A 23,307-nucleotide genomic window follows, 5' to 3' on the forward strand; every position below is an offset into this window, starting at 1 on the left:
AGCGACCCCCCGAACATGATTCTCCCCGGCGCGGAGACGCAGGCGTTCGCGGCGGCGCTGGCCGACGCCACCGGCGATAGGCTCGGACGGGTCGAGTACGAACAGTTCGCCGACGGGGAACACGTCGTGCGGGTCCCGGAGGCCGTCGCTGGCGAGCGAGCCGTCGTCGTCGCCTCGACGGTCGACAGCGACGCCCACGTACAGGTCCTCCAGTTGCAGGACGCCGCCCGCGAGGCCGGCGCGAGCGAGGTGGTGACCGTCCTCCCGTACATGGGCTACGCCCGGCAGGACGAGGCGTTCCGGCCCGGCGAGCCGGTCTCCTCCCGGGCGATGGCGCGAGCCGTCTCGTCGGGCACCGACCGCGTGGTGACAGTCACGCCCCACGAGCCCGCCGTCTGCGAGTTCTTCGACGTGCCCGCGACGGCGGTCGAGGCCGCCGGCGTCCTCGCGGACCCGCTACCGGCGGACCTCGCGGACCCGCTCTTCCTCTCGCCCGACGAGGGGGCCGTCGACCTCGCGGCCACCGTCAGGGACGCCTACGGCGGGGGCGAGACGGACTTCTTCGAGAAGGAGCGCGACTACGACACCGGCGACATCTCCGTCGAGCCGAGCGACGCCGCGGCCGCCGGCCGGGACGTGGTGCTGGTCGACGACATCATCGCCACGGGGTCGACGATGAGCGAGTCCGTCGCGGTCCTCGCCGAGCGGGACGCCCAGCGGGTGTTCGTCACCTGCGTCCACCCGATGCTCGCCGGGAACGCGCTGACGAAGCTCTCCGCGGCGGGCGTCGAGACGGTCTACGGCACGGACACGCTGGAGCGTGCGGTCAGCGAGGTCAGCGCCGCGCCGGCCGTCGCCGAGAAGCTCTGAGCTACCACTGGGCCAGTCCGCGCCAACCGTGGCGGTACGTGAGCACGCCCGCGAAGGCGAGCGCGCCGGAGAACGCCGTCGCCGCGCCGAGGTAGAACACCACGTCCATGCCGACGTTCGTCGTGAGCCACCCCCCGGCAAGCGGCGCGAGCACCGCCCCGGGCCGCCAGACGAGGTCGCGGACGCCGAAGCTGGAGGCGACGCCGGAGCCGCTGCCCTCGTCGGCGAACAGCGCCATGCTCGCCGGTTCGCGCACGGAGTCGGCGATCCCGAGTAGACCGTTCAACGCGACCAGCGGGAGGAACGCCGCCGAGAGGTGGCCGAAGTAGGGGAACGCCGCGGGGAGGTCGAGCGCCGCCCCGACCGCCGGCGTGAACGGCACGGCGAGGGCGACGACGCCGTAACACAGGCCGCCGACGAAGACGAACCGCGCCCGGCCGTCCCGGTCGGAGAGCCGGCCGGTGTAGGGCTGAGCGAGCATGTTGGTGAACTTCTCGGCCGCGAGGACGACGGCGACGGCCGTCGCGCCGTTGACCGCGGCGTTGTAGCCCAGTCCGCCGCGGGCCGCGGCGACCCCGGCGAATATCGGCACCCACGTCCGGACCAGCGTCACCGCGACGGCGTACTGCGCGCGGAAGGTCGTGACGGTCAGCAGCCGGCGATTCAGCGCGAGGTCGGCGAAGGCGAAGCCGTCGACGCTGGTCTCGTCGGGGTCGACGAAGGCCCAGACGCCCGCGAAGGCGAGCGCGGTCACGACCATCAGCAGGCCGAAGACCGCCTCGAAGCCGAACGCGTCGTACAGCGCGCCGGCCGACAGCGACCCGCCGATGGCGGCGGCGAAGCGCCACGAGTTCGACATCCCGATGGTGTTGCCACGCTCGCTCTCGCGGGCGAGTTGCCCCACGAGCGCCAGCCCGAGCAGGCCGGCGACGGTGGCGGCGACGCCCTGCAGCCCGCGGACGAAGACGAACTCCCAGCTCCCGTCGACCAGCGGGAACAGGCCGTAGACGGCGGCGGCGAGCGCGAGGCCGGCGAGCAGGAGCCGCCGCTTGTCGAAGCGGTCGCCCAGATACGACACCGGGACGACCGCGCCGGCCTGTGCCAGCGTCAGCCCGGTGGCGAACATCCCCAGCACGAACCCCTGCGGGTCCAGCAGGTCGATGTAGGTCGGCAGCAGCGTCAGCAGCGTCACGATGCCGAAGGCGTTGGCGAAGCGGACGAAAAACAGCGCCTGTAGTTCGCGTTTCTCTGTCACCGACCAGTAGCAGACGGGTGGCGCTCTAACGTGTTACGATGCCGGCGTTACCGGCGGCTGCCCCACACCCGCTTGTCCAGCAGGCGGACGTACATCCCGTCGTGGACCGCGACCTGACAGGACAGGCGGGGGTAGCCAAAGCGGTCGGCGAGGGCGTCGTGCCAGTGGTCCGGGGCCGGCGGCGCGCCCAGCCGGACGCCGCAGGTCGCACAGATGCCCCGGCCGCCGCAGTTGAGCGTCCGTGCGTAGCGGCCGTGCGGAGAGTGGCCCGCCGCCAGCAACACGTCCCGCAGCACCGCCCCGGCCTCGGCGGTCAGTTCCGCGCGCTCGCCGCTTGGCAGTTCGACGGTGAGGGTAGCGGTGTCGGACACGGGCAAGAGTGAGGCCGCCAGCGACAAAACGGTCAGGCCAGTTCGATGGTGCGGACGAACGGCATCGCCCGGAGGTCGTTGATGAGGTCGCCGGGCAGCGGGTCGTCGGTGATGACGTACAGCCGCGGCTCGTCGGTGAACTCGGGGTCCTCGCTGAGCACCTGTCGGATGGAGATGTCCCGCTCGGCGATGGCATCGGTGACGGTGGCGACGATGCCGGACTCGTCGGCGGCCCGCACGGAGACGGTCACCGCCGAGAGGTCCAGCACCGGCGCGAGGTCGAGCAGGCTGGGGACCGACGAGATGTTCCGGAAGATGCGCCGCAGGTCGTCGTCGGCGAGGATGGCGTCGGTGGTGGCGTTGACCACGCGGCGGTCGACGCCGGCCTCCCGCGCGATGCCGGTGTTGGGTATCTCGATGCCGCCCGAGACCACCCGCCCGTCCTCGTTGACCGAGAACCCCCGCTCCAACAGCAGGCGGATGACGTCCTGCTGGCCCGGCGAGTCCGCGAACTTCCGCATGATCTCGTCGAACATACCCGCGGTTGGGCCGGCGACCCACAAAGCCCTGCCGACCGGACCCGCCGCGACCCCGGCGGCCCGCTCCGGGACGGCGCGGGGTCTACAGTTCGCCCTTCGTGCTCGCCACGTCCGAGCGGCGGTCGTCGACCCGCGTCGCGTCGTCGAGGGCGCGGGCCAGCCCCTTGAACAGCGCCTCTATCTCGTGGTGGGCGTTCTCGCCGTCGACGCCGCAGTGCAGCGTCAGGCCGGCGTTGGTCGCCAGCGAGCGACAGAAGTGGCGGGCCATGTGGCTGGTCATCCCGCCGACCGCGGCCTGCGAGAACTCGCCGTCGAAGGAAAAGTACGGCCGGCCGGAGACGTCGACGACGACGCTGGCGACGGCCTCGTCCAGCGGGACCCGCCGGTCGGCGAAGCGCTCGATGCCGCGCTTCTCGCCCAGCGCCTCGGTGAACGCCTCGCCGAGCGCGATGGCCACGTCCTCGACGGTGTGGTGGTCGTCTATCTCCAAGTCGCCGTCGCAGTGGACGGTCAGGTCGAACAGGCCGTGGGTCGAAAACGAGTCGAGCATGTGGTCGAAGAAGCCGATGCCGGTGTCGACGGTGCTGTCGCCGTCGCCGTCGAGGTCCAGCGTCACCTCGATGTCGGTCTCGGCCGTCTCGCGCGTGACGGCGGCCGTACGGTCGGTCATACCCGCGCTTCTCGGCCCGCGTATTTGGGGGTTGCCCCTGCGAGGGGGCGCGTCGCCGCCCGTCAGAACGGCAGCGAGAAGGGGACCGAGCCGCGGGTGTACCCCTCGACGGTCCCGTCGGGGCGGTAGCGGAAGACGACGAGCGGTTCGTAGCCCACCGACGGGCGCTCGCCGTGGACCCGCCGCCACTCGTCGTCGCGGAAGGAGGTGCAGTCGACGGCCAGCACCGCGCCGGGATGTGCGGCCAGTTGGTCGCGGGTCTTGGCGTCGCCGGAGGCCTTCAGCGCGCCGACGCCGGTGTCGGCCTGCCGGCGGGTGGGCGGCCGGGGGCGGGTCACCTCGACGAGCGTGTCGTCGACCCGGAAGTCGACGGAGTGGCCCGAGTCCAGTTCGACCTCGGGGACGAACGCGTGCCCGGCGTCGGCGAGCAGTTTGGCGACGTTGAACTCGCCCATCGTCGCCCGCATCCGCGTGAGGTCGAACCCCTCGCTGGTGCCCAGTTTGCTCGCCATCGTGTACCGGTAGTCGTCGAGCACGCCCGTCGCCAGCAGGTCGTCGTAGAACCGCAGGCCGGCCTCGCGGTCGGCGTCGGGGAAGCCGGCGGCGTGGCTCCGGAAGAACTCGCGGGTGGAGTCCCGGCCGTCCTTCGAGAGAAAGACGGGGAGGAAAAAGCGCGCCAACGCGTCGTAGTCGGTCAGCCACGGGTCCTCGACGTCGAGTTGGCCCAGCAGTTCCCGCTGGCCCCAGTCGGCGACGGGGTCGGGGGCCTCCTCGAAGGTGTACTTCTCGGTGCGCCAGAGGGTCTCGGGCGTCTCGGTGTTGCCGAGCCAGTAGGCGTCCTGCCCGTTCCAGCAAAAGAGCGCGAGGTCGCCGTTGTCCATCTCCAGTCGGCGCGCGGCCCACCCCTCCGGCGGGGCGTACCACGGGCCGGTCAGTTCGGCACCGAAGGTGTCGTCGAGCGGGGCGAGGAGGTCGCGCCGGACGCGGTCGGTGTTCCAGCGCTCGGGCGAGTGTCGAAAGCGGAGCGGGCCAGCCACACCGGCTATAGGCCGCCGGCGTTCTTGTGCGTTCCGTCTATCCAGTGGGGTTCCGACGCGCCGAAGCAGACGGAAAGCGTTGCCTTCGACGGCCGAAGAGCGGGTCTCGCACTGACCGTTACATTGATAGGTAAGAACTACCAATCATGGGTGTGGTTACCTATGTCTATGGGAGCGTACGACGACGACGAACACGAACGCCGTGAGCGCAAGAACAACGAGGTCGACCTGTCGGACGACGACGACCGGACAGCGTATCACGGAACGGTCGAGTACGACAGCGGCGAGTCCACCGAGGAACTCCTCGACCAGTTCGAACAGATCACTTCGGAGTAGCCGGCCTGTTTCTGGACCGGAGTCGTAACAACAGCACCGAGAGGCCGGTGACCAGCGTGACGGCCCCGACGTGTGCGACGAGCGCCGCCAGCAACACCGGTTGGTCCAACACGAACGGTACCAGCACCAACTGCAGGACGCCAAAGCCCCACGTCTCCACGTCGGCGCGCTGGAACACCCGCGCCGTCTCGGGGTCGAACCGGTAGCGAACCGAGCGCCACAGCCCGGTGACGCTGGCCCACCACCCCGTGCCGATGCGGTAGCTCACGTCCCAGAGGATGAGCAACATGAGGTAGACGACCAGTACCGGCGGGTCCGGCCCGAACAGCGTGGTCAGAAGCGGCGTGGCGCTGTTTTGCGGGTCGAAGACGAACAGGTGAGTCAGCATGGCGATGTAGGCCAGCACCGACAACACCACCTCGACGTTCGAGGAGAAGAGCAGCGCCTGATAGCTGTAGGGCACGTCGATGCGGCGCACGAGGGTACTGATGCGCAGCATCTCGACGCTGCCGATGCTCGCCACGAACACGACGGCGGTGCCCGCGATGGCGGCGTTCCAGAGCCCGTAGTACGCCGACAGGGCGACGATAGCGACCTCGAAGACCAACAGCTGTATGGCCACTGCCGCCCACGTGGGAATCTGGATGCCCGGGAGCGCGCCGACGATGCTCTCGTAGACCCACGTCTCGCCGTAGACCGGGTGGGGCGACTCGTCGCTCATCCCTCGACTCCCCCGTTGTCCTCCTCGCGTTCCGCCGCTGCGCGGGCGCGCTCGCGGCTCCGCTGTTCCGAGACGGCCAGTTCGACGGCCTCGTCGAAGGGGGTCAACTCCACGTCGACGAGCGAGCGAATCCGCTCGTCGTCGGCGACGACGGGCGTCTTCAGGCCGTCGATGAGCGGGCGGGCGACGCTGGCGGACACGTCGGTCATCAGCCCGACCCAAAACGAGGAGAGTCGCGGGGTCAACACCGGCACGGGGACGATACGTGGCGCGCCGTGCCCGAGGATGCGGCCGGTCCGGCGGAGTATCTCGGCGTAGGTCAGCACCTCCGGCCCACCTATCTCGTAGGTCCCGCCGGCCGTCTCGGGCACGTCCAGCGCACCGACGAGGTAGGCGACCACGTCGTCGACGGCGATGGGGTGGCAGTCGGTACCGACCCACCGCGGCGTCACCATCACCGGGAGCCGCGTCGCCAACTCCCGAATCATCCGGAAGCTAGCGCTCCCGGCCCCGACGACGATGGCGGCGCGAAAGGTCGTCAGGTCGTAGTCGCCCTCGGCCAGCAGGTGTTCGACCTCCCGGCGCGACCGGAGGTGCTCGGAGAGGGGGCCGTCGTCCTCGCCGAGGCCACCTAGATATATCACGCGCTCGACGCCGGCGGCGTCGGCGGCCGCCCGAAAGTTCCGGGCCGCGCGCCGGTCGCGCTCGGCGTAATCCGCGCCCGAGCGCATCGAGTGGACGAGGTAGTAGGCGGCCTCGACGCCGGCCAGCGCGTCGTCGAAGCTCCCGGGCGCGAGCAGGTCGCCGGTCGCCACCTCCACCCCCGCCGGCGGGTCGTACCCCTCGGGGTCCCGGACGAGCGCGCGGACGTCGTGGCCGGCCGCGGCGAGCGCCGGGACGAGGTGGCTGCCGACGAACCCCGACGCGCCGGTCACCAGCACGTGCATGTCCGGAGTCCAAGCGCGGGAGCGAAATAAAACGGATGCACGACCGTCCCGGGTCGGCGCGCTCGCCGAAAGGGCTTCACGCGTGCCGTCACTACGTCGGGTATGGCATCCCGGTCCTGTGACGGCTGTGGCGACGACGTGTCGATAGCCGGCGGCATCGCCAACATCTGGACACAGGAGAGCCGACCGACCGAGGGCATCGTGCTGGAACTGGGCGACGACACCGAACACTTCCTCTGTTACGCCTGCATCGACAGCCTCCCCGACGACCGCGAAGTGACCGCGGCCGACGTGGCCGACCTCTAGCGTCGTCGCTCCTCGCGTCTGGCTCTCGGCGTCCACTGCGTCACGCGCTCGTCGATTCCGAGACGGCCGTCGCGCCAGCGAACGGACGCCAGTACTAGGAGGCCGCCGACGGCCACGAACAACATGTAGACGAGCCCCTCTTCTCCGACCCAGCGCGTGGGACCGGCTATCTCGACGGCGAGCAGTTCGGGCGTCTGCTGTGAGTGACCGAGACCGAACACCGCGCTCTGGGTGAAGTTGTACCAGACGTGAAAGCCGACCGGGAGCGCGAGGTCACCGGTGAGCACGTACGCGCCGCTCAAGACCAGTCCGGCGAGCAGGTAGTACCCGTACTGACTCGGGTGGTCGACCTTGCCGCCGTGTAGGAAGGCGAAGACGAGCGAACTCGCGAGCACCGCGACCCCGACCGCCACCCACCGCGGGACCGGTCCGTCCGCACCTTCGGCGATGTTCTTCAGCATCGCGCCGCGGAAGATGACCTCCTCCCACGCCGACGCGAGGGCGACGTAACTGAAGACGACGACTATCGCCGTCGGAAACGAAAGGTCGCCCGCCCCCTCCGCGACACCGACGACCGTGGCCCAGCCCGCGCCGACCGCGACGGCCAGCGTTCCGGCGTTGACGACGGTTGCTATCGCGCCGCCGACGGCGAACGACCGCCACCAGCGGCGGTCGAGGGACAGGCCGTACTCGTCGACGGGTCGGCGGTCGAGGAGCCACGCACTGACGAACACGGTGGCGACGAGGACCACGCCGATTCCGGCCGCTTCGAGCGTCTCACGGAGCGGATGCTCGAACCGCGCTCGAACGGCGGTCTGCAGTACCGCGAGGGCGAGAAACGACAGCGCCGTCGGTAACACCGCACGGAGCGGCGCTCTGAGTCTGCCGTCCGCGCTGTTCCAGACCGGCCAGACGACGCGAGAGACTACCCGCTCGACGACACCCCGGGTCTCTGGGCCGTCTCGTTGGTCCGGTGATTCCGGTGCCATACACGGACCGCCGGCCGGTGACAACGTATCACCGCGGGCACTGCTTCCGCCTCGGAAGCCGGTGGGGCCTTTTTATTGCGCTCCGCTCGCTGGAGCGACTATGGACGCGGTCGGCGACGACGAACTGCTCGCGCTGCTCGAAGACGAGTACGCGCGGGCCATCATCGCCGAACTCACTACCGGACCGATGTCCGTCTCCGAACTCTGTGCGGCCTGCGAGATGTCCGACCCGACGGCGTATCGCCGCCTCGACCGCCTCGAGGCGGCCGACCTCGTCACCGAACGGCAGGCCGTCGACCCCGACGGCCACCACCACAAGCGCTACGCGGCGACCGTCGAGGACGTGACCGTCACGTTCGCTGACGGGACGTGGGACGTGACGGTCACGCGGTCCTCGCGGGACCCGGCGGACCGATTCACCGACCTGTTCGAGGGGCTGTCCTGAGATGTTCACGACACTACTGCAGTTGCGCACGGGCGGAACCGACCCGGGAATCGCGCTGGCCGTCATCGCGCTCTCGGTCGTCTCGGTGGCGCTCTCGGTCGCCATCGCCGTCGTCCTCGTCCGCGGCTATCGGCGCGGGCCGGGGCGGACCGGCATGCTGGCGCTGGCCGTCGGGCTTCTCCTGCTCACGACCCTACCGGAACTCCTCCGTCTCGTGTTGCCCACGGCCACCGCCGTCGGCGTCGTCGGCCGCTCGCTCCTCGTGAGCGCCTGCGAACTGCTCGGACTCGGCACGGTTCTGTGGACCGTCTACGGGAGTGAGTCGTCGTGACGGTCCCCTTCGACCTGCTCGCTCCGGACGCCGTCGCGGAACTCTCGCGGGGCCTGACGGCGGTCGTCGGGCTGTTCGTCGCGTCGCTGGCCGAGCGCGGCTACCGACGCAACGACGCGCCGAGGATGCGGTGGCTCGCCATCGGCATCGCGTCCCTGACTGCCGGCGTCTACGCCGCCGCCACCGTCGCCGACTGGGCCGGGGCGACCGCCGGCCTGGTGCTACTCGTCAGAGGACTCGTGACCGTCGCGGGGCTCTGTGCCGTGCTGTACGCGCTGCTCGTCGAGTGACTCCGGATAAGAACAAGTGTCAGATGTGGCCGCTGAAGCGACCGGAAATCTGCTTAGTTGCGGACGACGTTCGTCGCGCGGGGGCCCTTGTCGGCCTGCTCGATGTCGAACTCTATCTCCTCGCCTTCCTCGAGGTCGGGGCCGCCAACGTCCTCCATGTGGAAGAAAACGTCCTCGTCCGCGTCCTCAGTCTCGATGAAACCGTAACCGCCAGTGTCGTTGAAGAAATCAACCTTACCGTTTGCCATTGCATACAACCGTACAGCCGATGGGGGGATAAGGGTTCCGAGAGTCCGGGTACCACGACCGTGTGTGTGTCACCACGGCCCGCGATTCGGGCTGTCGTTCGACGCCCCGGAGCCCGGCCCGGGGACCGACAGGAAGGTTTACGCCCGGCGGTCCCGTGGCCTCTCGCCGTGTACCCGGCGCGGATTCACGACGAGTTCCCCGCCCCCGAGTACCGGGGGACACAGCGGCAGGCCCTGACGGACATCCGCGCGGCCTTCGAGGCCGGCAACGACGTCGTCCTCGTTCGCGCGCCCACCGGGAGCGGCAAGTCCCTGCTGGCCCGCGCTATCGCAGGGTGTGCCCGCACCGCTGGCGAGGCCGGGCCCGAGGAGGTCGTCGACGCCTACTACACCACGCCGCAGGTCTCCCAACTGGACGACGTGGCCGAGGACGACCTGCTCGACGACCTCTCGGTCATCCGTGGGAAGAACAACTACGACTGCATCCTCCCCGGCGAGACTGACACGCCGGTCGACCAAGCGCCCTGCGTCCGCGAGCGGGCGTTCGACTGTCAGGTCAAACACCGGTGTCCGTACTTCTCGGACCGCGCCATCGCCTCGAACCGCCGCATCGCCGCGATGACGCTGGCCTATTTCATGCAGACCGCCGGCAGCGACGTGTTCGGGACCCGCGACGTGGTGGTCGTCGACGAGGCCCACGGGCTGGGCGACTGGGCGGAGATGTACGCCACCATCGACCTCTCGCCGGCGACGGTCCCGATGTGGTACGACCTCGACGTGCCCGAACTCGACGGCCTCGACGACGCCGTCGGCTTCGCCGAGCGAATCGAGGGGGTGGCCGAGCGCCGCGTGAAGGAACTGCGTGGCAACGCCGAACTGACGCCCGACGAGGTCGCCGAGCGCGACTCGCTGAACAAACTCCGCTCGGACCTCCAGTGGTTCCGCGAGGACTACCGCGACCCCGACAGCGCGACGACGTGGGTCGTCGACCAAGCCGGCGCGGACGAGCCGGTGACGGTCAAGCCGATGAACCCCGAGCGGTACCTCAAACACACCGTCTGGGACCGCGGCCACCGCTTCGCCCTGCTGTCGGCGACCATCCTCAACAAGGACGCCTTCTGCGCGAACGTCGGCCTCGACCCCGCCGACGTGGCGCTGGTCGAGGTCGACCACACCTTCCCGGTCGAGAACCGCCCGCTGTACGACGTGACGCGGGGGAAGATGACCTACGAACACCGCGACGAGACCCTGCCCGACATCGCCCGGACGCTCGTGCGGGTCATGGCCCGCCACCCCGACGAGAAGGGGCTGGTCCACTGTCACTCCTACGCGATTCAGGAGCAGTTGCGCGAGCAGTTGGCCGAACTGGGTGTCGACGCGCGGGTCCGGGACCACGACAAGGAGGGCCGTGACGGCGCGCTGTCGGCGTGGAAACGCAGCACCGACCCCGACGTGTTCCTCTCGGTGAAGATGGAGGAGGCGCTGGACTTGGAGGGGGACCTCTGTCGCTGGCAGGTCGTCTGCAAGGCCCCCTACCCGAACACGCGGGACTCCCGCGTCGCCCGCCGACTGGAGGACGGCCAGTGGGGCTGGTACTACCGGACGGCGTTGCGGACGGTCATTCAGGCCTGTGGCCGGGTGGTGCGTGCGCCCGACGACCACGGCGCGACCTACCTCGCGGACTCGTCGCTGCTCGACCTGTTCGAGCGCGCCCGAACGGACATGCCCGACTGGTTCGGCGAGCAGGTCGACCGCCTCTCGGAGCCGGGCCTCCCCCGGTTCTCTCCAGACCGGGCGCTGTCGGGCGTCAGTTCGAGTTCGCGCCGCCGCCGCGAGCGCTCCCGGTCGCGCTCGGGCGACCGGAGCCACCCCCTCTCGGACGTGTGGGACTAGAGGAACGCGAAGGCCAGTCCGTAGACGACGGCCGACCCGACCATCAGGAAGGCCAGAAAGACCGCCATTATCTGCTGTCTGTCCATGCGGGCCGTTTGGCCGTTGGTTCCATTAGGTGTTTCGCGTCAGTCCACGCGCGCGTCGACGACGACGTGGTCGACGCCCTCGCTGTACCCCTTCACGCGCCGGGTGTCCAGTATCTCGACCCCGCGGTCGGCCGTGTCGACGGCCGCTTCCAGTCGCTCGACTGGGCGGTCGAAGACGAGGGACGCGGGGGTCGCCTCGTGGAGGTGGACGACGCCGCCGGGCGCGAGCGCCGCCAGCGCCGCGTCGAGGTACTCGTGGGCCTCGTAGTAGCCCATCACCACGCGGTCGGCGCGCCCCTCCTCGGCGAAGCCCGGCACCACGTCCCGGCAGTCCGCGCGGTAGGGGTGGACCCGGGCGTCGACGCCGTTGCGAACCGCGTTCTCGACCAGATAGCGGAAGGCGGTGGGGTTGCGCTCGACGGCGGTGACACGCGCGCCAGCGCGGGCCATCGGGAGCGTGAAGTAGCCGATGCCGGCGAACATGTCCAGCACGCGCTCGCCCTCGCCGACGGCGTCGCCCATGCGGGCGCGCTCGGCCTTGTTGCCCGGCGAGAACATCACCTCGGCGAGGTCCATCGCGTACTCGGTGCCGTGTTCGGTGTGGACCGTCTCGGTGTCGCCCTCGCCGGCCAACACCGTCACGTCGGGTTCGCGGTGCGGGCCGTCGATGCCGCCCCGGGACAGCACCGTGTCGGCCTCGCCGTGGATGGCCAGCAACGCCTCGCCCACCTCGGCGGGACGGGGGGCGTCGCCGACGGCCACGAGGACGACGCTGCCGACGACGGCCCACGACGACGGCGCGGCCGCCAGTTCCTCGTCGGTCCATCCCCGCTCCCGGAGGTGGTCGTCGAGGGTGCGAAGCCGGGGCTCGCCGACCTGTGCGACCACCTCGCGACACGCCGTCGACTCGGGCGGGTCGGTGACCGGCACCGCGACGGCGTCGGCGCTCCACTCGGTGACGCTACGGTCGGGGTCGTAGACGCCCTCGTCGCGCAGGGCGTCGATGGCCGCCTGCGCGCGCCGCTTGTCGACGACGGCCGCGAGTCGCTGGTCGGACTCCATCGTCGGTCCCGTACCCGACCCGCGGACAAACGGCTTGCGCTCCCGGCTCGCGGGCCCGAAACACCGAGACAGCGCCCGAGTCGTCGCCGCAACGCATATATGCGGGGACCGGCTTACCCTCAATAGAGGTACGGAACACTATGTCACGGTCGGCGCTGGTCGGTAACGTCACGGCCATGTTGGAGGACGCGGGCTTTCTCGTCAGCGACCGCTGCGCGATTCGGCCCAAGAGCTTCGACGTGGCGGCCCGGCGCGGCGAGGACGTCCTGCTCGTGAAGATTCTGAGCAACATCGACGCGCTGGACGCCCGGACCGGGGCCGAGATGCGCCGGCTGGGGACCTACCTGAACGCGACGCCGATGGTGCTCGGGCTGCGGACCCGCGACGAGGAGCTGAAACCCGGCGTCGTCTACTTCCGCCACGGCGTACCGGTCCTCTCGCCGGACACCGCGGTCGACCTGTTCGTCGAGGAGGTCCCGCCGCTCATCTACGCCGCGCCCGGCGGCCTCTACGTCAACATCGACTCCGAGGTGCTGGCCGACGTGCGCGAGAAGCGCGACTGGTCGCTCGGACGGTTGGCACAGGAACTGGGCGTCTCCCGGCGCACCGTCTCGAAGTACGAGGACGGGATGGACGCCTCCGTCGAGGTCGCCGCCGAACTGGAGGAACTGTTCGACGCGCCCCTGACCTCGCCGGTGAGCGTCCTCGAGGGGGCCGACGACGTGCGCGACGACGAACCGACCCCCGAAGACCCCGACGTAGACCCCGAGGACGAGCCCATCGTCACCGTCTTCACCCGCATCGGCTTCGACGTGCATCCGACCGACCGCGCGCCGTTCAAGACGGTCAACGAGGACGCCCGCCGGCGCGAGCAGGTCCTGACCGGCCACTCCTCCTTTACCGAGACCGCAGAGAAGCGCGCCCGCATCATGTCCTCGGTCGGCGAGGTCACCCGCACCCGCTCGGTGTACGTCGTCGACGAGCGCTCCCGGGAGTCCGTCGCCGGCACCGCGCTCATCGGCCGCGACGAGATGGCCGACATCGAGGACACCGACGACCTCCGGGACCTCATCATGGAGCGCGGCGAGGAACCCGAGGAAGTCGCCTGAGCGACGGGCTACCAGCGCTGTCTGTTCGAAGTCGACGAGCCGCTGGTGAGACGTGGGCGAAAACGCCGCTCGCTGCGCTCGCGGTACCTACGCCGCGCTGCCGTAGGTCTCTTCGAGGTACTCCACGATGTCAGTCCCACCTTTTTCAGCCTCGGGTGCGCTCACGCTGTTCGCGCACCGCTTCTCGAAAAACGTGGGCGAAAACGCCGCGCGTTGCGCTCGCGGTACCTACGCCGCGCTGCCGTAGGTCTCTTCGAGGTACTCCACGATGTCAGTCCCACCTTTTTCAGCCTCGGGTGCGCTCACGCTGTTCGCGCACCGCTTCTCGAAAAACGTGGGCGAAAACGCCGCTCGCTACGCTCGCGGTATCTACGCCGCGCTGCCGTAGGTCTCTTCGAGGTACTCCACGATGTCGTCGGACTCGGGCATCCCCTCGACGCCGTTGTCCGGGTCGACCAGCACGGGAACGCCGGTCTGGCCCGACACTTCCTCGACCTCGGTGCGCTCGTCGTGCGAGCGCGGGACCATGTGGGACTCGTACTCCAGCCCCAGCTCGTCGAGTTTCTCGATGACCTTCGCGCAGTACGGGCAGCCCTCCAGTTCGTAGAGTTCGAGGTTAGCCATTGCACACATCGGTACGGAAGCGAGGGATAAGAGCGCGTTGGTGGTGTGTCCGGGCGACGCAGGGACGGCCGGCGCTCAGAGCGCGCCGCCGAGGATGCCGCTGGTCCGGACGAAGAAGTACAGCACGAACGCGCCGGCCAGCACCCACTGTCCCGGGTGGATGTCGCCGGCCTTCCCCTGTGCGGCCTTGACGATGGGGTAGGCGATGATGCCCGCGGCGATGCCGTAGGAGATGGAGTAGGTAAACGGCATGATGAACATCGTCAGCCCGGCGGGGACGGCGTGGCTCAGGTCGTCCCAGTCGATGTCGACGATGTTCTGGAGCATCAACACCGCGACGACGACCAGCGCGATGTGGGAGGCGTGCAGCGGCACCGCGGCGGCCAGCGGCACCAGCGCGAGCGACGCCAGAAAGAGCAACGCGACGACGAGCGCCGTCAGGCCGGTCCGGCCGCCCTCCTCGACGCCGGTCGAGGACTCGATGTAGGTCGTCACCGTCGAGGTGCCGATGATGCCACCGACCGTGGTGCCGACGGCGTCGGCCATCAGCGGTCGGTCGATGTCGGGCAGGTTGCCGTCCTCGTCGAGGAAGCCGGCTATCTGGCCGACGCCGGTCAGCGTCCCGGCGGTGTCGAAGAAGTCGACGAAGAAGAACGTGAACACGATGAGCGAGAAGCCCAGCGCGTCGACGTTCGAGAAGCCGTCGAGGAACGCGCCCACCAGCGGCGAGATGTTGTAGCCCGCCACGGAGTAGACCACGTCGGTCTGGCCGGTCAGCGTCGCCGGCGTGTAGAGGAACACGCCCTCGGCTATCTGGGGGTCGATGGGGGAGACGCCCAGCGCGCTCGCGACGTAGGAGAGTATCGTCGTGATGACGATGCCGAGGATGATGGACCCGGGGATGTCGGCCGCGTACAGCGCGAACGTGAGAAACAGGCCGACGACGGAGATGATAGCGATGGGGTCGTTTGCGAAGGCCGGGTTGAACTGGAGGAAGGTCGAGGGGTCGGCGGCGACGACGTGCATCGCCTCCAACCCGATGATGGCGAGGAAGAGCCCGATACCGGCCCCGACGGCCATCTTCACCGGTTCGGGGAACAGCCTGATGATGTACTCGCGGGCCCCGACGGCCGTCAGGACGATGAAGAGGATACCCTCGACGACGACGGCTGCCAGCGCCGTCTGCCACGGGACGCCCAAGCCGAGGACGACGGTGAACGCGAAGAAGGCGTTCAGCCCCAGCCCCGGGGCCTGCGCGAACGGCCGGTTCGCGTAGAAGGCCATCACCAGCGTCGCGGCGGCCGCCGAGATGATGGTGACGACCGCCAGCATCTGGACGGTCTGGCCCGCGGTTCGGTTCTCGACGGAGATGGCCGCGCTCAGGATGGCCGGGTTGACCACGACGATGTAGCTCATCGTCAGGAAGGTGGTCAGTCCGGCCAGTACCTCCGTCCGAACGTCCGTGTCGTGCTCGTCTAGGTCGAACAACTCGTGGAGTGTTCCCGCCATCGTGTACGTCCCGAGCCACTACACAGACCGGCTTAAGCGTGGCGAGAGCGGCGAAAACCCCTCACGCGGGCGACGTGTCCGGAACCGGTCGACGGCGGGCCGTCTCAGTCGCCGGCGTCGTCGGGCGCGTCGGCGAGCAGGTCCGAGGCGGTCACGAGCGCCTCCAGTTCGAGGTCGTGGTCGGCGAGGTTCTCGGCGGCCCCCTCCTCGCGGTCGACGACGACGAGGACGCGCTCGACGACCGCGCCGGCATCCCGCAGCGCCGCGGCGGCGTCGACGGCGCTCTGGCCGGTCGTGGCGATGTCTTCGAGGATGACGACCTCCTCGCCCTCCGCGAGGTCGCCCTCGACGAGGTTGGCCGTCCCGTACTCCTTTTGCTGCTTGCGGGCGATGACGTAGGGCAGCCCCGTCTCGACGCTGGTGACCGCGACCAGCGGGACGGCCCCGAGCGCGACGCCCGCGAGCTTCGCGTCGCCGAGCCGCTCGGCGAAGGCCGCGGCGACGAGTTCCAGACAGCGCGGGTCCGTCTCGAAGACGTACTTGTCGACGTAGTAGTCCGAGGTGCCCCCGTGGGAGAGCTCGAACTCGCCGTACTTGACCGCCTCCGCGTCCCGGAGCGCCGCGATGAGTTCCCGGTTTGCCATACTGGCAGTCGGCGGTCCCGGTGCTAATGGCTGTTGGAATCGCGTGCCCGTTCCGTTCGAGCGACAGGACCGCCGCGGATGGCGACACGAATAAGCCACTCGCCGACGGATTCCCGCCCGAATGCACGTCTTCGGGTCGAGCGGCGTCCGCGGTGTCGCCGGGGAGGAGTTGACACCGGGCTACGTCCTGCGGGTGGCACAGGCCGCCGGGGCCGTCTGGCTCCCGGACCACGCTCGCGTCGCCGTGGCGCGGGACACGCGGACCACCGGGCGGACGTTCGCCAACGCCGCGACCAGCGGCCTGACGGGGCTCGGACTGGACGCCGACCGCCTCGGCGTGGTCCCGACGCCGGGACTACAGGCCTACTGCGAGCGCGAGGGCGTCCCGGGGCTGATGGTCACGGCCAGCCACAACCCCGCGGCGTACAACGGTGTGAAGCTCGTCGCCGCCGACGGCGTCGAACTGGCCCGCGGGACCTTGGACCGCATCGAGGCGGCGCTCTCGGCCGACGACCCGCCACACGCCGACTGGGCAGGGACCGGACGGGACCGCCGCGTCGAGTCGGCCCGGCGGCGCTACCGCGAGCAGGCGCTTGCGGCCGTCGACCGCGAGCGCGTCGCCGACGCCGACCTGACCGTCGTCCTCGACCCGGGCCACGGCGCGGGCTCGCTGACCAGCCCCGACTTCTTCCGCGAACTGGGCTGTACGGTCCACACGGTCAACGCCCAGCCCGACGGCCACTTCCCCGGCCGGGACCCCGAACCGGTGGCGTCGAACCTCGCGGACCTGCGGGCCTACGTGACGGCGACCGACGCCGACCTCGGTGTCGCCCACGACGGCGACGCCGACCGCGCGATGTTCGTCGACGAGCGGGGCCGCCACGTCGAGGGCGACGCGGCGCTCGCGGCGCTCGCCGCCGCCGAACTGGAAGCCGGCGACGCCGCCGTCTCGGCGGTCAACGCCTCACAGCGCCTCGTCGACGTGGTCGAGTCCGTCGGCGCGACGCTGTCGCTGACCCCCATCGGGTCGACCCACATCGTGAGTCGCATCCGCGAGCTACGGGCCGCCGGCGAGCACGTCGCCGTCGCCGGCGAAGGCAACGGCGGCGTCCTCTTTCCGGACTACCGAATCGCCCGCGACGGGGCCTACACGGCCGCGCGCTTCTGCGAACTCCTCGCCGACCGGCCCGCCAGCGAGGTGGTCGCGGCGTTCGACGGCTACGCCAACGTCCGGCGGAACCTCGACTACGCGGACGAGGCCGAGCGTGACGCCCTGCTGTCGGGCATCGAGTCCCACGCCACCGACGCCGACGCCGACCTCGACACGACCGACGGCTGGCGGCTGGATTACGGCGACGGCTGGGTATTGGCCCGGCCGTCGGGAACCGAACCGGTGGTGCGCGTCTACGCCGAGGCCCGCACCGAGAGCCGGGCCGCCGCGCTCGTCGACGACGTGGTCCACGCGGCCAAGCGAGAGGCGTAGCGCGTCTCAGAGCGGGCCGTGCTCCGCGAGGGCCGCCTCGACGGCCGCCCGCTCCTCGCGGGCCGCGGTCAGGTCCGCGTCGACGGCCCCGCTGGCCACCCGGTCGCGCTCCGCGGCCGTGAGTTCCGACCGCGCGACGGCGCTTTCCCGCAGGCGCTCGTAGTCGTCGCGGTCGGCCAGCGCCCGCACGGCCCGCAGTTTCGCCACGACCGCCTCGTCGGCGAAGCCGGCGACGACCGAGCGGTACTCGCGGCACAGCCACGGCAGGTGGTCCGCGGGCGGGGGCGGCCACCCCACGCTGACCGGGTCCGCGTCCAGCCCGCGGAGGTACGTGCGCCGCGTTGCGACGGCGCTGCGCAGCGCCGCCGGGTCGTCGACGTAGTGGTCGAGTTTCGACGCCGAGTAGTCGGCGTACTCCAGCAGCGTCGGCACCGGCTCCGCGCCGGCGTCGTGCTCGCGGACGTACGTCAGCAGCTCCTCGGGCGGGGAGCGAAAGCCCACGAGCGGGAAGGCGTCGGCCCGCGCGACGGCGGCCAACACCTCGCGGGCCGGTTCGCTCGCCCGGAACTCGCGGAACGCCTCGCCGACGGCCTCGTCGTAGGCCGCGATGGGGTCGCGAAGGCGCTCGACGGGGGCGTCTAGCTCCGCCTCACCCAGCCGCGCCAGCCGCTCCAGTTCGTCGATTCGGTCGGCCAGTTCGTCCAGCCGGCGGCGGGCGTCCCGGCGGGCCTCGCGGTAGTCCTCGCGGGCCTGCTCCCACTCGTCGAGGCGGGCGACGGTGTCCTCGACGGCGTCGAGCTTCCGCCGGGCCGTCTCGAAGTCCCCCTCGGTGAGTCGGCGCTGCTGGAGGTGGTCGTCGACGGCCTCGAACGTCTCGCGCTCGGGGAGGTCATCCGGGAGGTCCTCAACGAGACCCCCCACCTTCCCTTGGAACTCGGTGAACGCCTGAAAGTCGCCGCTGCCGGTCGCGCGCTCCTCGTAGTCGTCGAGGAGCCGTCGGAGGTCGCGGTAGGCCTCGCGGCAGGTTCGAAGGGTGCTTTCACCCACATCGGTGACGCGGTCGCGGGTCCGCTCGCGCTCGCGCTGGGCCCGTTCGAGCGCCGCGACGGCCTCGTGGTCGGTCATCAGTACACGTCGTCGGGGTCGAACACCCGCTCGCCGACCGTCTCGCCGTCGACGGTGCGGTGGAAACAGGACTCGTAGCCGGTGTGGCAGGCGCCGCCGGACTGCTCGACCAGATAGAGGATGGCGTCGCCGTCGCAGTCCACCCGCACCTCCTCGACGGCCTGCGTGTGGCCGCTCGTGTCGCCTTTCCGCCAGAGTTCGTCGCGGCTCCGGGAGTAGTAGTGGGCGTAGCCGGTCTCTCGGGTCCGTTCGAGCGCCTCGGGGGTGACGTAGGCGAGCATCAGCACGTCGCCGCTGTCGGCGTCCTGCGCGACGGCGGGGAGGTACTCCTGCTCGTCGAACGCGAGGTCCACCTCGGTCATAGTCGGCCGGAGGCGTGTCCGAAAAATAGGTCTTCTGCTCGGGGCAGTCGACGCGGGACCACGGTCAGTGAGCCGCGGTCTCGGAGACGACGTTGAGGACGTAGACGCCGAGGACGACCAGCGCGATGCCGACCGCTCCGGCGAGGTCCAACTCCTCGCCGAAGACGACGACGCCGATGGCGGCCACGCCGACGACGCCCAGCGCCGCCCACGTCCCGTAGACGACGCCGACCGGAAGCTCCTCCAAGGTCAGCGAGACGAGATAGAACGCCAGCCCGTAGCCGACGACGACGCCGGCACTCGGGAGGGGACGGGAGAAGCCCTCGGAGAGCTTCAGCGCCGTCGTCCCGAACAGTTCGGAGACGATGGCCGCGGTGAGGAGGAGGTAGGGGTTCATCCGGTCGCCAATGCCGCCGGCGCGCTCGTATGTGTTCCGGTCGCCCGCCGCGTTCAGGCCACGCCGACCAGCGCCAACAGCGCGTACAGCGCGTCGCCGTAGGTCAGCGAGACGAGCAGGCCGGCGAACATCGGGACGAGGAAGGGGATGCCCGGCGACACCCACACCTCGTCGCTGGCGGCGAGCACGTCCAGCCCCTCGCGCAGTCCCTCCGGCGTCGTCCCGTAGGCGCTGCCCTCGATGTCGTCGAGGAACCGCTCGGCCCCCCACGGGTCCGCGGGGTCGGCGTCGACATCGGTCCCGACGACACTGGAACCGGCCCGCTCGCCGCCGTCGGCGGTAATGGCCCCGTCACCGGGGTCGTTGAACGTCGCCGGGAGCGAGTCGGGGTCGCGGTACGTGTCGGGGTCGGCCCGCAGTTCGGCCAGTGTCGCCCCGCGCCACCGGAGGTACATCCGCAGGGCGTCGAGGTCGAGCCCCCGTCGGGTGAACCCCTCGGGCGTCTCCAGCAGGCGGCCGTACTCCGTCGGCACGTCCGCGACGGCGACGGGCTTGCCGATGAACATCGCCGGGTCGAACCGGCCGCGGGCGGCGTTGGTCGCGGCCACGGCGAGCGGGTAGGCGACACCGGCCAACACCGTGTTCGAGAGTATCGTCAGGGAGAACACGCCAAGCGGTGCCGGCTCCAGCGGCAGCGCCACCGTCGGGAGGTAGTACACCGGGTACACCGGGAAGAGGAGAGCGACGACCATGAACGCCTTCGCGTCGGCCCCGCCGAAGCCGCCGATGCGCCAGAAGACGTAGGAAAGCGGGACGACGAAGCCGACGCTGAGGGCCACGCGGACGAAGAAGAGCCGTCCGCCAAAGGCGGGACCGGTGACGACGGCGTAGGCGTCCCACGCGAGCAAGGCGATCGCCAGCGCCGCGAGCGGCAGCCACGTCCGGTTGGGGACCCGCCGGGTCTTCACGTCGCGGTAGGCCGCCCAGCCGAAGACCGGGACGGCGAGCAGTCGCAACAGGTCCGGCGCGGAGCCGACGCCCAGCGGGTCCAGTATCGCCTGCACGCTCCGAGACTCCCGCGGGACCGCCCTAATAATTCCGGTCGGTGACGGGGAGTGGACACCGCGACGGAGCGCCGCGGCGTCCGTTCCGACGACCGGTGCCGGGCCGGTCAGGCCGTGGCCGTGTACGTCCGCTCGAAGCCGAGTTCGAACGGGACGGGTATCTTGTAATCGTGGTTGTGCAGATACGCCAGACAGTCACCCAGCGTCGCCCGCTCGCCCTCGGGGACGGCGAACGACCCGTACGGGAGCGGGTTGACCAGCGCCGAACCGCACTGGTTGGCGTTCTCGGTTCGCCAGTCGTCGCTCCCCGCTGCTGCCGCCGGGGCAGCAGTCATGCTGAGCATCGCAACGATGCACCCTACCCGGAGGACCACTTTCGTAACCTGTCGCATGACGCACTGGATTCGTGTACGGTCCAGTTATATAAATCTGTTCCAGCGGTGGATTTTGACGTGAAGCGACGGGCGGAACCGCGACGCTGTCGGGCGAAACTGCCGAGCCGAACGCTATCGGGTCGGGAGACGAGAAGTCCGAGTAGTCCATCCTGGATTCGAACCAGGGTCGAAGCCCCCAGAAGGCTTCAGGATTGGCCACTACCCCAATGGACTGCGCCGTCGCCGCGGACGGCGACGCGTACCCGGTTGTACCCCGCAGCCGTATTTCAGTGTTGCGGAGTGGGACAACCGTGGGAGAGGTCGGCATCCGCCGGGGACCGCCAGGGACGACACCGACGCGGCCGCGGAACATCGACACCGATTTCCCCGGACCGCCGGGAGTGTCGGGTATGTACGTCGGACGATTCGTCGTCGTCGGCCCCGAGGTCGGCGCGTACCGCGTCTCCTCGCGGTCGTTTCCCAACCGACAGGCAACCGAACGTGACGGGACCGTCACCGTCGAGCCGACGCCGGACGCCCCGGAGACGGACAACCCCTACATCTCCTACAACGGCGTCCGCGTGACCGAGCGCGGCGCGGTCGTCGGCAACGGCTCCCACGTCGACCCCATCGCCGAGAAGCTCGCCCTCGGGTATCCGGCGCGGGACGCGCTGGCCGAGCCGCTGCTGGCGCTCGACTTCGAGAAGGACGACTACGACACGCCCCGCATCGCCGGCATCGTCGGCGTCGACGCCGCGGACCCGACCACGACCGCCGACGGCCCGGGTGCGGTCGTCGGGACTGTCCGCCGGGACGCCCTGCTGGTCGAGGAGGTCATCGAGCCGACGCTGGTCGCCACCTACGAGGAGGACAGCCCGACGCCGTTCGACCTCGCGGCCACCGACGCCGCGGGCGCGGCCCGCGAGACGTACGCCAACGAGTTCGAACACGCGGTCTGTGCCGCCGGCGTCGCCGGGGCCGCCGACGACGGGTTCGACGTGGCCGTCTACAACGGCGAGTAGCTGGCGACACCCCCCCCCCCTCGAAAACTGACGCGGTGCCGACACTCAAGACCCCACACCCGCTAGGCCCCGACAATGAAGGTAGGCGTCATCTCCGACATCCACGGCAACCGGGTCGCGCTGGCGACGGTCCTGCGGGACATGCCGCCGGTCGACCGGCTGGTCTGTGCCGGCGACGTGGTGGGGTACAACCCGTGGCACGCCGACTGCGTCGACGCGATGCGGGCCGAGACAGACGGCCTCGACGACGGCGTGCCGTGGCCCGACGGCCCGGTGCCGACGGTGATGGGCAACCACGACCGGGCCGTCGCGGCCACTACCCCCTTCGCGTTCAACGGCATGGCCCAAGCCGGCGTCGAACACGCCCGCGAGCAACTCACCGACGCCCAACGCGACTGGCTCGCGGCGCTGCCCGACGAACGGCTTGCCTGTGCCGACCGCGTGAAACTCGTCCACGGCCACCCGGACGACCCCGACCACTACACCTACCCCGACGAGTTCGGGCCGGAACTACTGGGCGACGAGGACGTGCTGGTGCTGGGTCACACCCACCACCAGCACCACGAGGTGTACGCCGACGGCGTCGTGGTCAACCCCGGCAGCGTCGGCCAGCCCCGCGACGGCGACCCCCACGCGGCCTACGCCGTCCTCGACCTCGACGACCTAACCGTCGACGAGCGCCGCGTCCCCTACGACACCGACGCCGTCGTCCACGCCGTCGAGGACGCTGGCCTCCCGCGGGAAATCGGGTTCCGACTGACGCAGGGGCGGTAGTCGGTGCGGTCGTCTTCGATGAGCGCTCTCCGCGCGAGCGACGCGAGCGCGGTTCACCGGAATCGCCGGCGGCGATTCCGGCCTTTTTCATCGACGTTTTTCAAGGAGTGGTTCCCGCAGGGCCGCCGCCGGCGGCCCGAGGAAACCCGACGCCGAAAAAGGTCGACGGGCACGGTGGGATTCTCACCCGATGCCAGACCTCACTGCGTTCGGTCTGCCGTGATTCGAATCCCCTGCGTGCTGCGGTTCAGCACGCCTCGTGTTCACTCGGCGGCTTCACGGGCACGGTGGGATTCGAACCCACGACCGTCGGATGGCTTCCGCCACCGGCGAGGCCGACGGCGATAGAAGTCCGACGCTCTATCCGGACTGAGCTACGTGCCCTCGTGGACAGGTGCGCGGGGGAGTCCCAAAAGCCGTGCGA

29 protein-coding genes and 2 tRNA genes are annotated in these 23,307 nt (G+C 70.2%); 11 read left to right on the forward strand and 20 right to left on the reverse strand.

Features of this window, described 5'->3' with window-relative positions; genetic code table 11:
• The first annotated feature begins 15 nt into the window (after positions 1-15).
• Positions 16-870, forward strand: coding sequence for a ribose-phosphate diphosphokinase (gene prs / locus ACV7JO_RS12685; protein WP_470353775.1), 855 nt, complete (start codon positions 16-18; stop codon positions 868-870).
• 1 nt (position 871) lies between these two features.
• Here the strand turns inward: prs and ACV7JO_RS12690 are convergent, their stop codons facing one another.
• The 5 genes from ACV7JO_RS12690 to ACV7JO_RS12710 form a co-directional block, all read right to left on the reverse strand.
• A complete protein-coding gene (locus ACV7JO_RS12690) occupies positions 872-2,125 on the reverse strand; it encodes an MFS transporter (RefSeq protein WP_470353776.1) in 1,254 nt (417 codons plus the stop codon).
• A 47-nt stretch (positions 2,126-2,172) separates the two neighbouring features.
• On the reverse strand, positions 2,173-2,496 hold the full coding sequence (locus ACV7JO_RS12695) for a 2Fe-2S iron-sulfur cluster-binding protein (RefSeq protein ID WP_470353777.1): 324 nt from the start codon (positions 2,494-2,496) through the stop codon (positions 2,173-2,175).
• Positions 2,497-2,528: 32 nt separating this feature from the next.
• On the reverse strand, positions 2,529-3,032 hold the full coding sequence (locus tag ACV7JO_RS12700; protein WP_470353778.1) for an amino acid-binding protein: 504 nt from the start codon (positions 3,030-3,032) through the stop codon (positions 2,529-2,531).
• A gap of 85 nt (positions 3,033-3,117) precedes the next feature.
• Entirely contained in the window at positions 3,118-3,705 is a 588-nt protein-coding gene (hisB, locus tag ACV7JO_RS12705) for an imidazoleglycerol-phosphate dehydratase HisB (protein ID WP_470353779.1), read from the reverse strand.
• Between the two features lie 62 nt (positions 3,706-3,767).
• The gene (locus ACV7JO_RS12710; protein ID WP_470353780.1) at positions 3,768-4,742 is read right to left on the reverse strand and encodes a DUF5784 family protein; all 975 of its coding nucleotides are present in this window, start codon (positions 4,740-4,742) and stop codon (positions 3,768-3,770) included.
• A 162-nt stretch (positions 4,743-4,904) separates the two neighbouring features.
• On the opposite strand from ACV7JO_RS12710, the gene ACV7JO_RS12715 reads away from it, so the two are divergent.
• Positions 4,905-5,078, forward strand: a complete 174-nt coding sequence (locus tag ACV7JO_RS12715) for a DUF5786 family protein (RefSeq protein WP_470353781.1) — start codon at positions 4,905-4,907, stop codon at positions 5,076-5,078.
• Here ACV7JO_RS12715 and ACV7JO_RS12720 read toward each other — a convergent pair.
• Together ACV7JO_RS12720 and ACV7JO_RS12725 are read right to left on the reverse strand one after the other, a co-directional pair.
• Positions 5,065-5,799, reverse strand: coding sequence for a DUF7530 family protein (locus ACV7JO_RS12720; RefSeq protein WP_470353782.1), 735 nt, complete (start codon positions 5,797-5,799; stop codon positions 5,065-5,067). The genes ACV7JO_RS12715 and ACV7JO_RS12720 overlap by 14 nt on opposite strands.
• Positions 5,796-6,746, reverse strand: coding sequence for an NAD(P)H-binding protein (locus ACV7JO_RS12725; RefSeq protein ID WP_470353783.1), 951 nt, complete (start codon positions 6,744-6,746; stop codon positions 5,796-5,798). Before ACV7JO_RS12725 ends, ACV7JO_RS12720 begins: the two co-directional genes overlap by 4 nt.
• 102 nt (positions 6,747-6,848) lie before the next feature.
• Here ACV7JO_RS12725 and ACV7JO_RS12730 point away from each other — a divergent pair, with 102 nt between their 5' ends.
• Positions 6,849-7,052, forward strand: a complete 204-nt coding sequence (locus tag ACV7JO_RS12730) for a DUF7561 family protein (RefSeq protein ID WP_470353784.1) — start codon at positions 6,849-6,851, stop codon at positions 7,050-7,052.
• Here the strand turns inward: ACV7JO_RS12730 and ACV7JO_RS12735 are convergent.
• On the reverse strand, positions 7,049-8,041 hold the full coding sequence (locus ACV7JO_RS12735) for a lysostaphin resistance A-like protein (protein ID WP_470353785.1): 993 nt from the start codon (positions 8,039-8,041) through the stop codon (positions 7,049-7,051). The genes ACV7JO_RS12730 and ACV7JO_RS12735 overlap by 4 nt on opposite strands.
• Positions 8,042-8,141: 100 nt before the next feature.
• Here ACV7JO_RS12735 and ACV7JO_RS12740 point away from each other — a divergent pair, with 100 nt between their 5' ends.
• Genes ACV7JO_RS12740 through ACV7JO_RS12750 form a run of 3 tightly spaced genes read left to right on the forward strand, consistent with a single transcriptional unit; the run spans position 8,142 to position 9,107 of the window.
• Positions 8,142-8,486, forward strand: a complete 345-nt coding sequence (locus tag ACV7JO_RS12740) for an ArsR/SmtB family transcription factor (protein ID WP_470353786.1) — start codon at positions 8,142-8,144, stop codon at positions 8,484-8,486.
• A 1-nt stretch (position 8,487) separates the two neighbouring features.
• Positions 8,488-8,817 (forward strand): hypothetical protein, encoded by a 330-nt coding sequence (locus ACV7JO_RS12745; RefSeq protein ID WP_470353787.1) that lies wholly within the window; start codon positions 8,488-8,490, stop codon positions 8,815-8,817.
• Positions 8,814-9,107, forward strand: a complete 294-nt coding sequence (locus ACV7JO_RS12750; RefSeq protein WP_470353788.1) for a DUF7521 family protein — start codon at positions 8,814-8,816, stop codon at positions 9,105-9,107. Before ACV7JO_RS12745 ends, ACV7JO_RS12750 begins: the two co-directional genes overlap by 4 nt.
• A 53-nt stretch (positions 9,108-9,160) precedes the next feature.
• On the opposite strand, the gene ACV7JO_RS12755 is transcribed toward ACV7JO_RS12750, so the two are convergent.
• On the reverse strand, positions 9,161-9,355 hold the full coding sequence (locus ACV7JO_RS12755) for a cold-shock protein (RefSeq protein WP_470353789.1): 195 nt from the start codon (positions 9,353-9,355) through the stop codon (positions 9,161-9,163).
• 168 nt (positions 9,356-9,523) lie between these two features.
• Here ACV7JO_RS12755 and ACV7JO_RS12760 point away from each other — a divergent pair, with 168 nt between their 5' ends.
• On the forward strand, positions 9,524-11,248 hold the full coding sequence (locus tag ACV7JO_RS12760) for a helicase C-terminal domain-containing protein (protein WP_470353790.1): 1,725 nt from the start codon (positions 9,524-9,526) through the stop codon (positions 11,246-11,248).
• Positions 11,249-11,373: 125 nt separating this feature from the next.
• Here the strand turns inward: ACV7JO_RS12760 and ACV7JO_RS12765 are convergent, their stop codons facing one another.
• On the reverse strand, positions 11,374-12,396 hold the full coding sequence (locus tag ACV7JO_RS12765; protein ID WP_470353791.1) for a class I SAM-dependent methyltransferase: 1,023 nt from the start codon (positions 12,394-12,396) through the stop codon (positions 11,374-11,376).
• A gap of 140 nt (positions 12,397-12,536) precedes the next feature.
• On the opposite strand from ACV7JO_RS12765, the gene ACV7JO_RS12770 reads away from it, so the two are divergent.
• On the forward strand, positions 12,537-13,505 hold the full coding sequence (locus ACV7JO_RS12770; protein WP_470353792.1) for a transcriptional regulator: 969 nt from the start codon (positions 12,537-12,539) through the stop codon (positions 13,503-13,505).
• Positions 13,506-13,874: 369 nt separating this feature from the next.
• On the opposite strand, the gene ACV7JO_RS12775 is transcribed toward ACV7JO_RS12770, so the two are convergent.
• The 3 genes from ACV7JO_RS12775 to pyrE form a co-directional block, all read right to left on the reverse strand.
• Complete coding sequence (locus ACV7JO_RS12775) at positions 13,875-14,129, reverse strand: glutathione S-transferase N-terminal domain-containing protein (RefSeq protein WP_470353793.1); 255 nt, start codon at positions 14,127-14,129, stop codon at positions 13,875-13,877.
• Positions 14,130-14,204: 75 nt separating this feature from the next.
• On the reverse strand, positions 14,205-15,638 hold the full coding sequence (locus tag ACV7JO_RS12780; protein WP_470353794.1) for an NCS2 family permease: 1,434 nt from the start codon (positions 15,636-15,638) through the stop codon (positions 14,205-14,207).
• A 104-nt stretch (positions 15,639-15,742) separates the two neighbouring features.
• Positions 15,743-16,282 carry an orotate phosphoribosyltransferase gene (gene pyrE / locus ACV7JO_RS12785; protein WP_470353795.1) on the reverse strand — a complete coding sequence of 180 codons (540 nt, stop codon included), beginning with the start codon at positions 16,280-16,282 and terminating at the stop codon, positions 15,743-15,745.
• A gap of 121 nt (positions 16,283-16,403) precedes the next feature.
• On the opposite strand from pyrE, the gene glmM reads away from it, so the two are divergent.
• Complete coding sequence (glmM, locus tag ACV7JO_RS12790; RefSeq protein ID WP_470353796.1) at positions 16,404-17,765, forward strand: phosphoglucosamine mutase; 1,362 nt, start codon at positions 16,404-16,406, stop codon at positions 17,763-17,765.
• Positions 17,766-17,771: 6 nt separating this feature from the next.
• Here glmM and ACV7JO_RS12795 read toward each other — a convergent pair whose 3' ends face one another.
• The 6 genes from ACV7JO_RS12795 to ACV7JO_RS12820 form a co-directional block, all read right to left on the reverse strand.
• Positions 17,772-18,890 carry a DUF7118 family protein gene (locus tag ACV7JO_RS12795; protein ID WP_470353797.1) on the reverse strand — a complete coding sequence of 373 codons (1,119 nt, stop codon included), beginning with the start codon at positions 18,888-18,890 and terminating at the stop codon, positions 17,772-17,774.
• The gene (gene hisI / locus ACV7JO_RS12800) at positions 18,890-19,252 is read right to left on the reverse strand and encodes a phosphoribosyl-AMP cyclohydrolase (protein WP_470353798.1); all 363 of its coding nucleotides are present in this window, start codon (positions 19,250-19,252) and stop codon (positions 18,890-18,892) included. The genes ACV7JO_RS12795 and hisI overlap by 1 nt, the downstream gene beginning before the upstream one ends.
• Before the next feature lie 64 nt (positions 19,253-19,316).
• Complete coding sequence (locus ACV7JO_RS12805) at positions 19,317-19,649, reverse strand: DMT family transporter (protein WP_470353799.1); 333 nt, start codon at positions 19,647-19,649, stop codon at positions 19,317-19,319.
• Between the two features lie 53 nt (positions 19,650-19,702).
• Positions 19,703-20,704 (reverse strand): A24 family peptidase, encoded by a 1,002-nt coding sequence (locus ACV7JO_RS12810; RefSeq protein ID WP_470355782.1) that lies wholly within the window; start codon positions 20,702-20,704, stop codon positions 19,703-19,705.
• Positions 20,705-20,820: 116 nt separating this feature from the next.
• Complete coding sequence (locus ACV7JO_RS12815; RefSeq protein ID WP_470353800.1) at positions 20,821-21,105, reverse strand: hypothetical protein; 285 nt, start codon at positions 21,103-21,105, stop codon at positions 20,821-20,823.
• Between the two features lie 143 nt (positions 21,106-21,248).
• Positions 21,249-21,321 (reverse strand) — tRNA-Gln (locus ACV7JO_RS12820).
• A 176-nt stretch (positions 21,322-21,497) separates the two neighbouring features.
• Between ACV7JO_RS12820 and ACV7JO_RS12825 the strand changes: the two genes are divergently transcribed.
• Together ACV7JO_RS12825 and ACV7JO_RS12830 are read left to right on the forward strand one after the other, a co-directional pair.
• A complete protein-coding gene (locus ACV7JO_RS12825; RefSeq protein WP_470353801.1) occupies positions 21,498-22,109 on the forward strand; it encodes an IMP cyclohydrolase in 612 nt (203 codons plus the stop codon).
• Between the two features lie 75 nt (positions 22,110-22,184).
• A complete protein-coding gene (locus ACV7JO_RS12830) occupies positions 22,185-22,883 on the forward strand; it encodes a metallophosphoesterase family protein (RefSeq protein ID WP_470353802.1) in 699 nt (232 codons plus the stop codon).
• 279 nt (positions 22,884-23,162) lie between these two features.
• Here the strand turns inward: ACV7JO_RS12830 and ACV7JO_RS12835 are convergent.
• Positions 23,163-23,267 (reverse strand) — tRNA-Arg (locus ACV7JO_RS12835).
• Positions 23,268-23,307: the final 40 nt, after the last annotated feature.

Source organism: Haloarcula sp. MBLA0138, assembly GCF_055632455.1.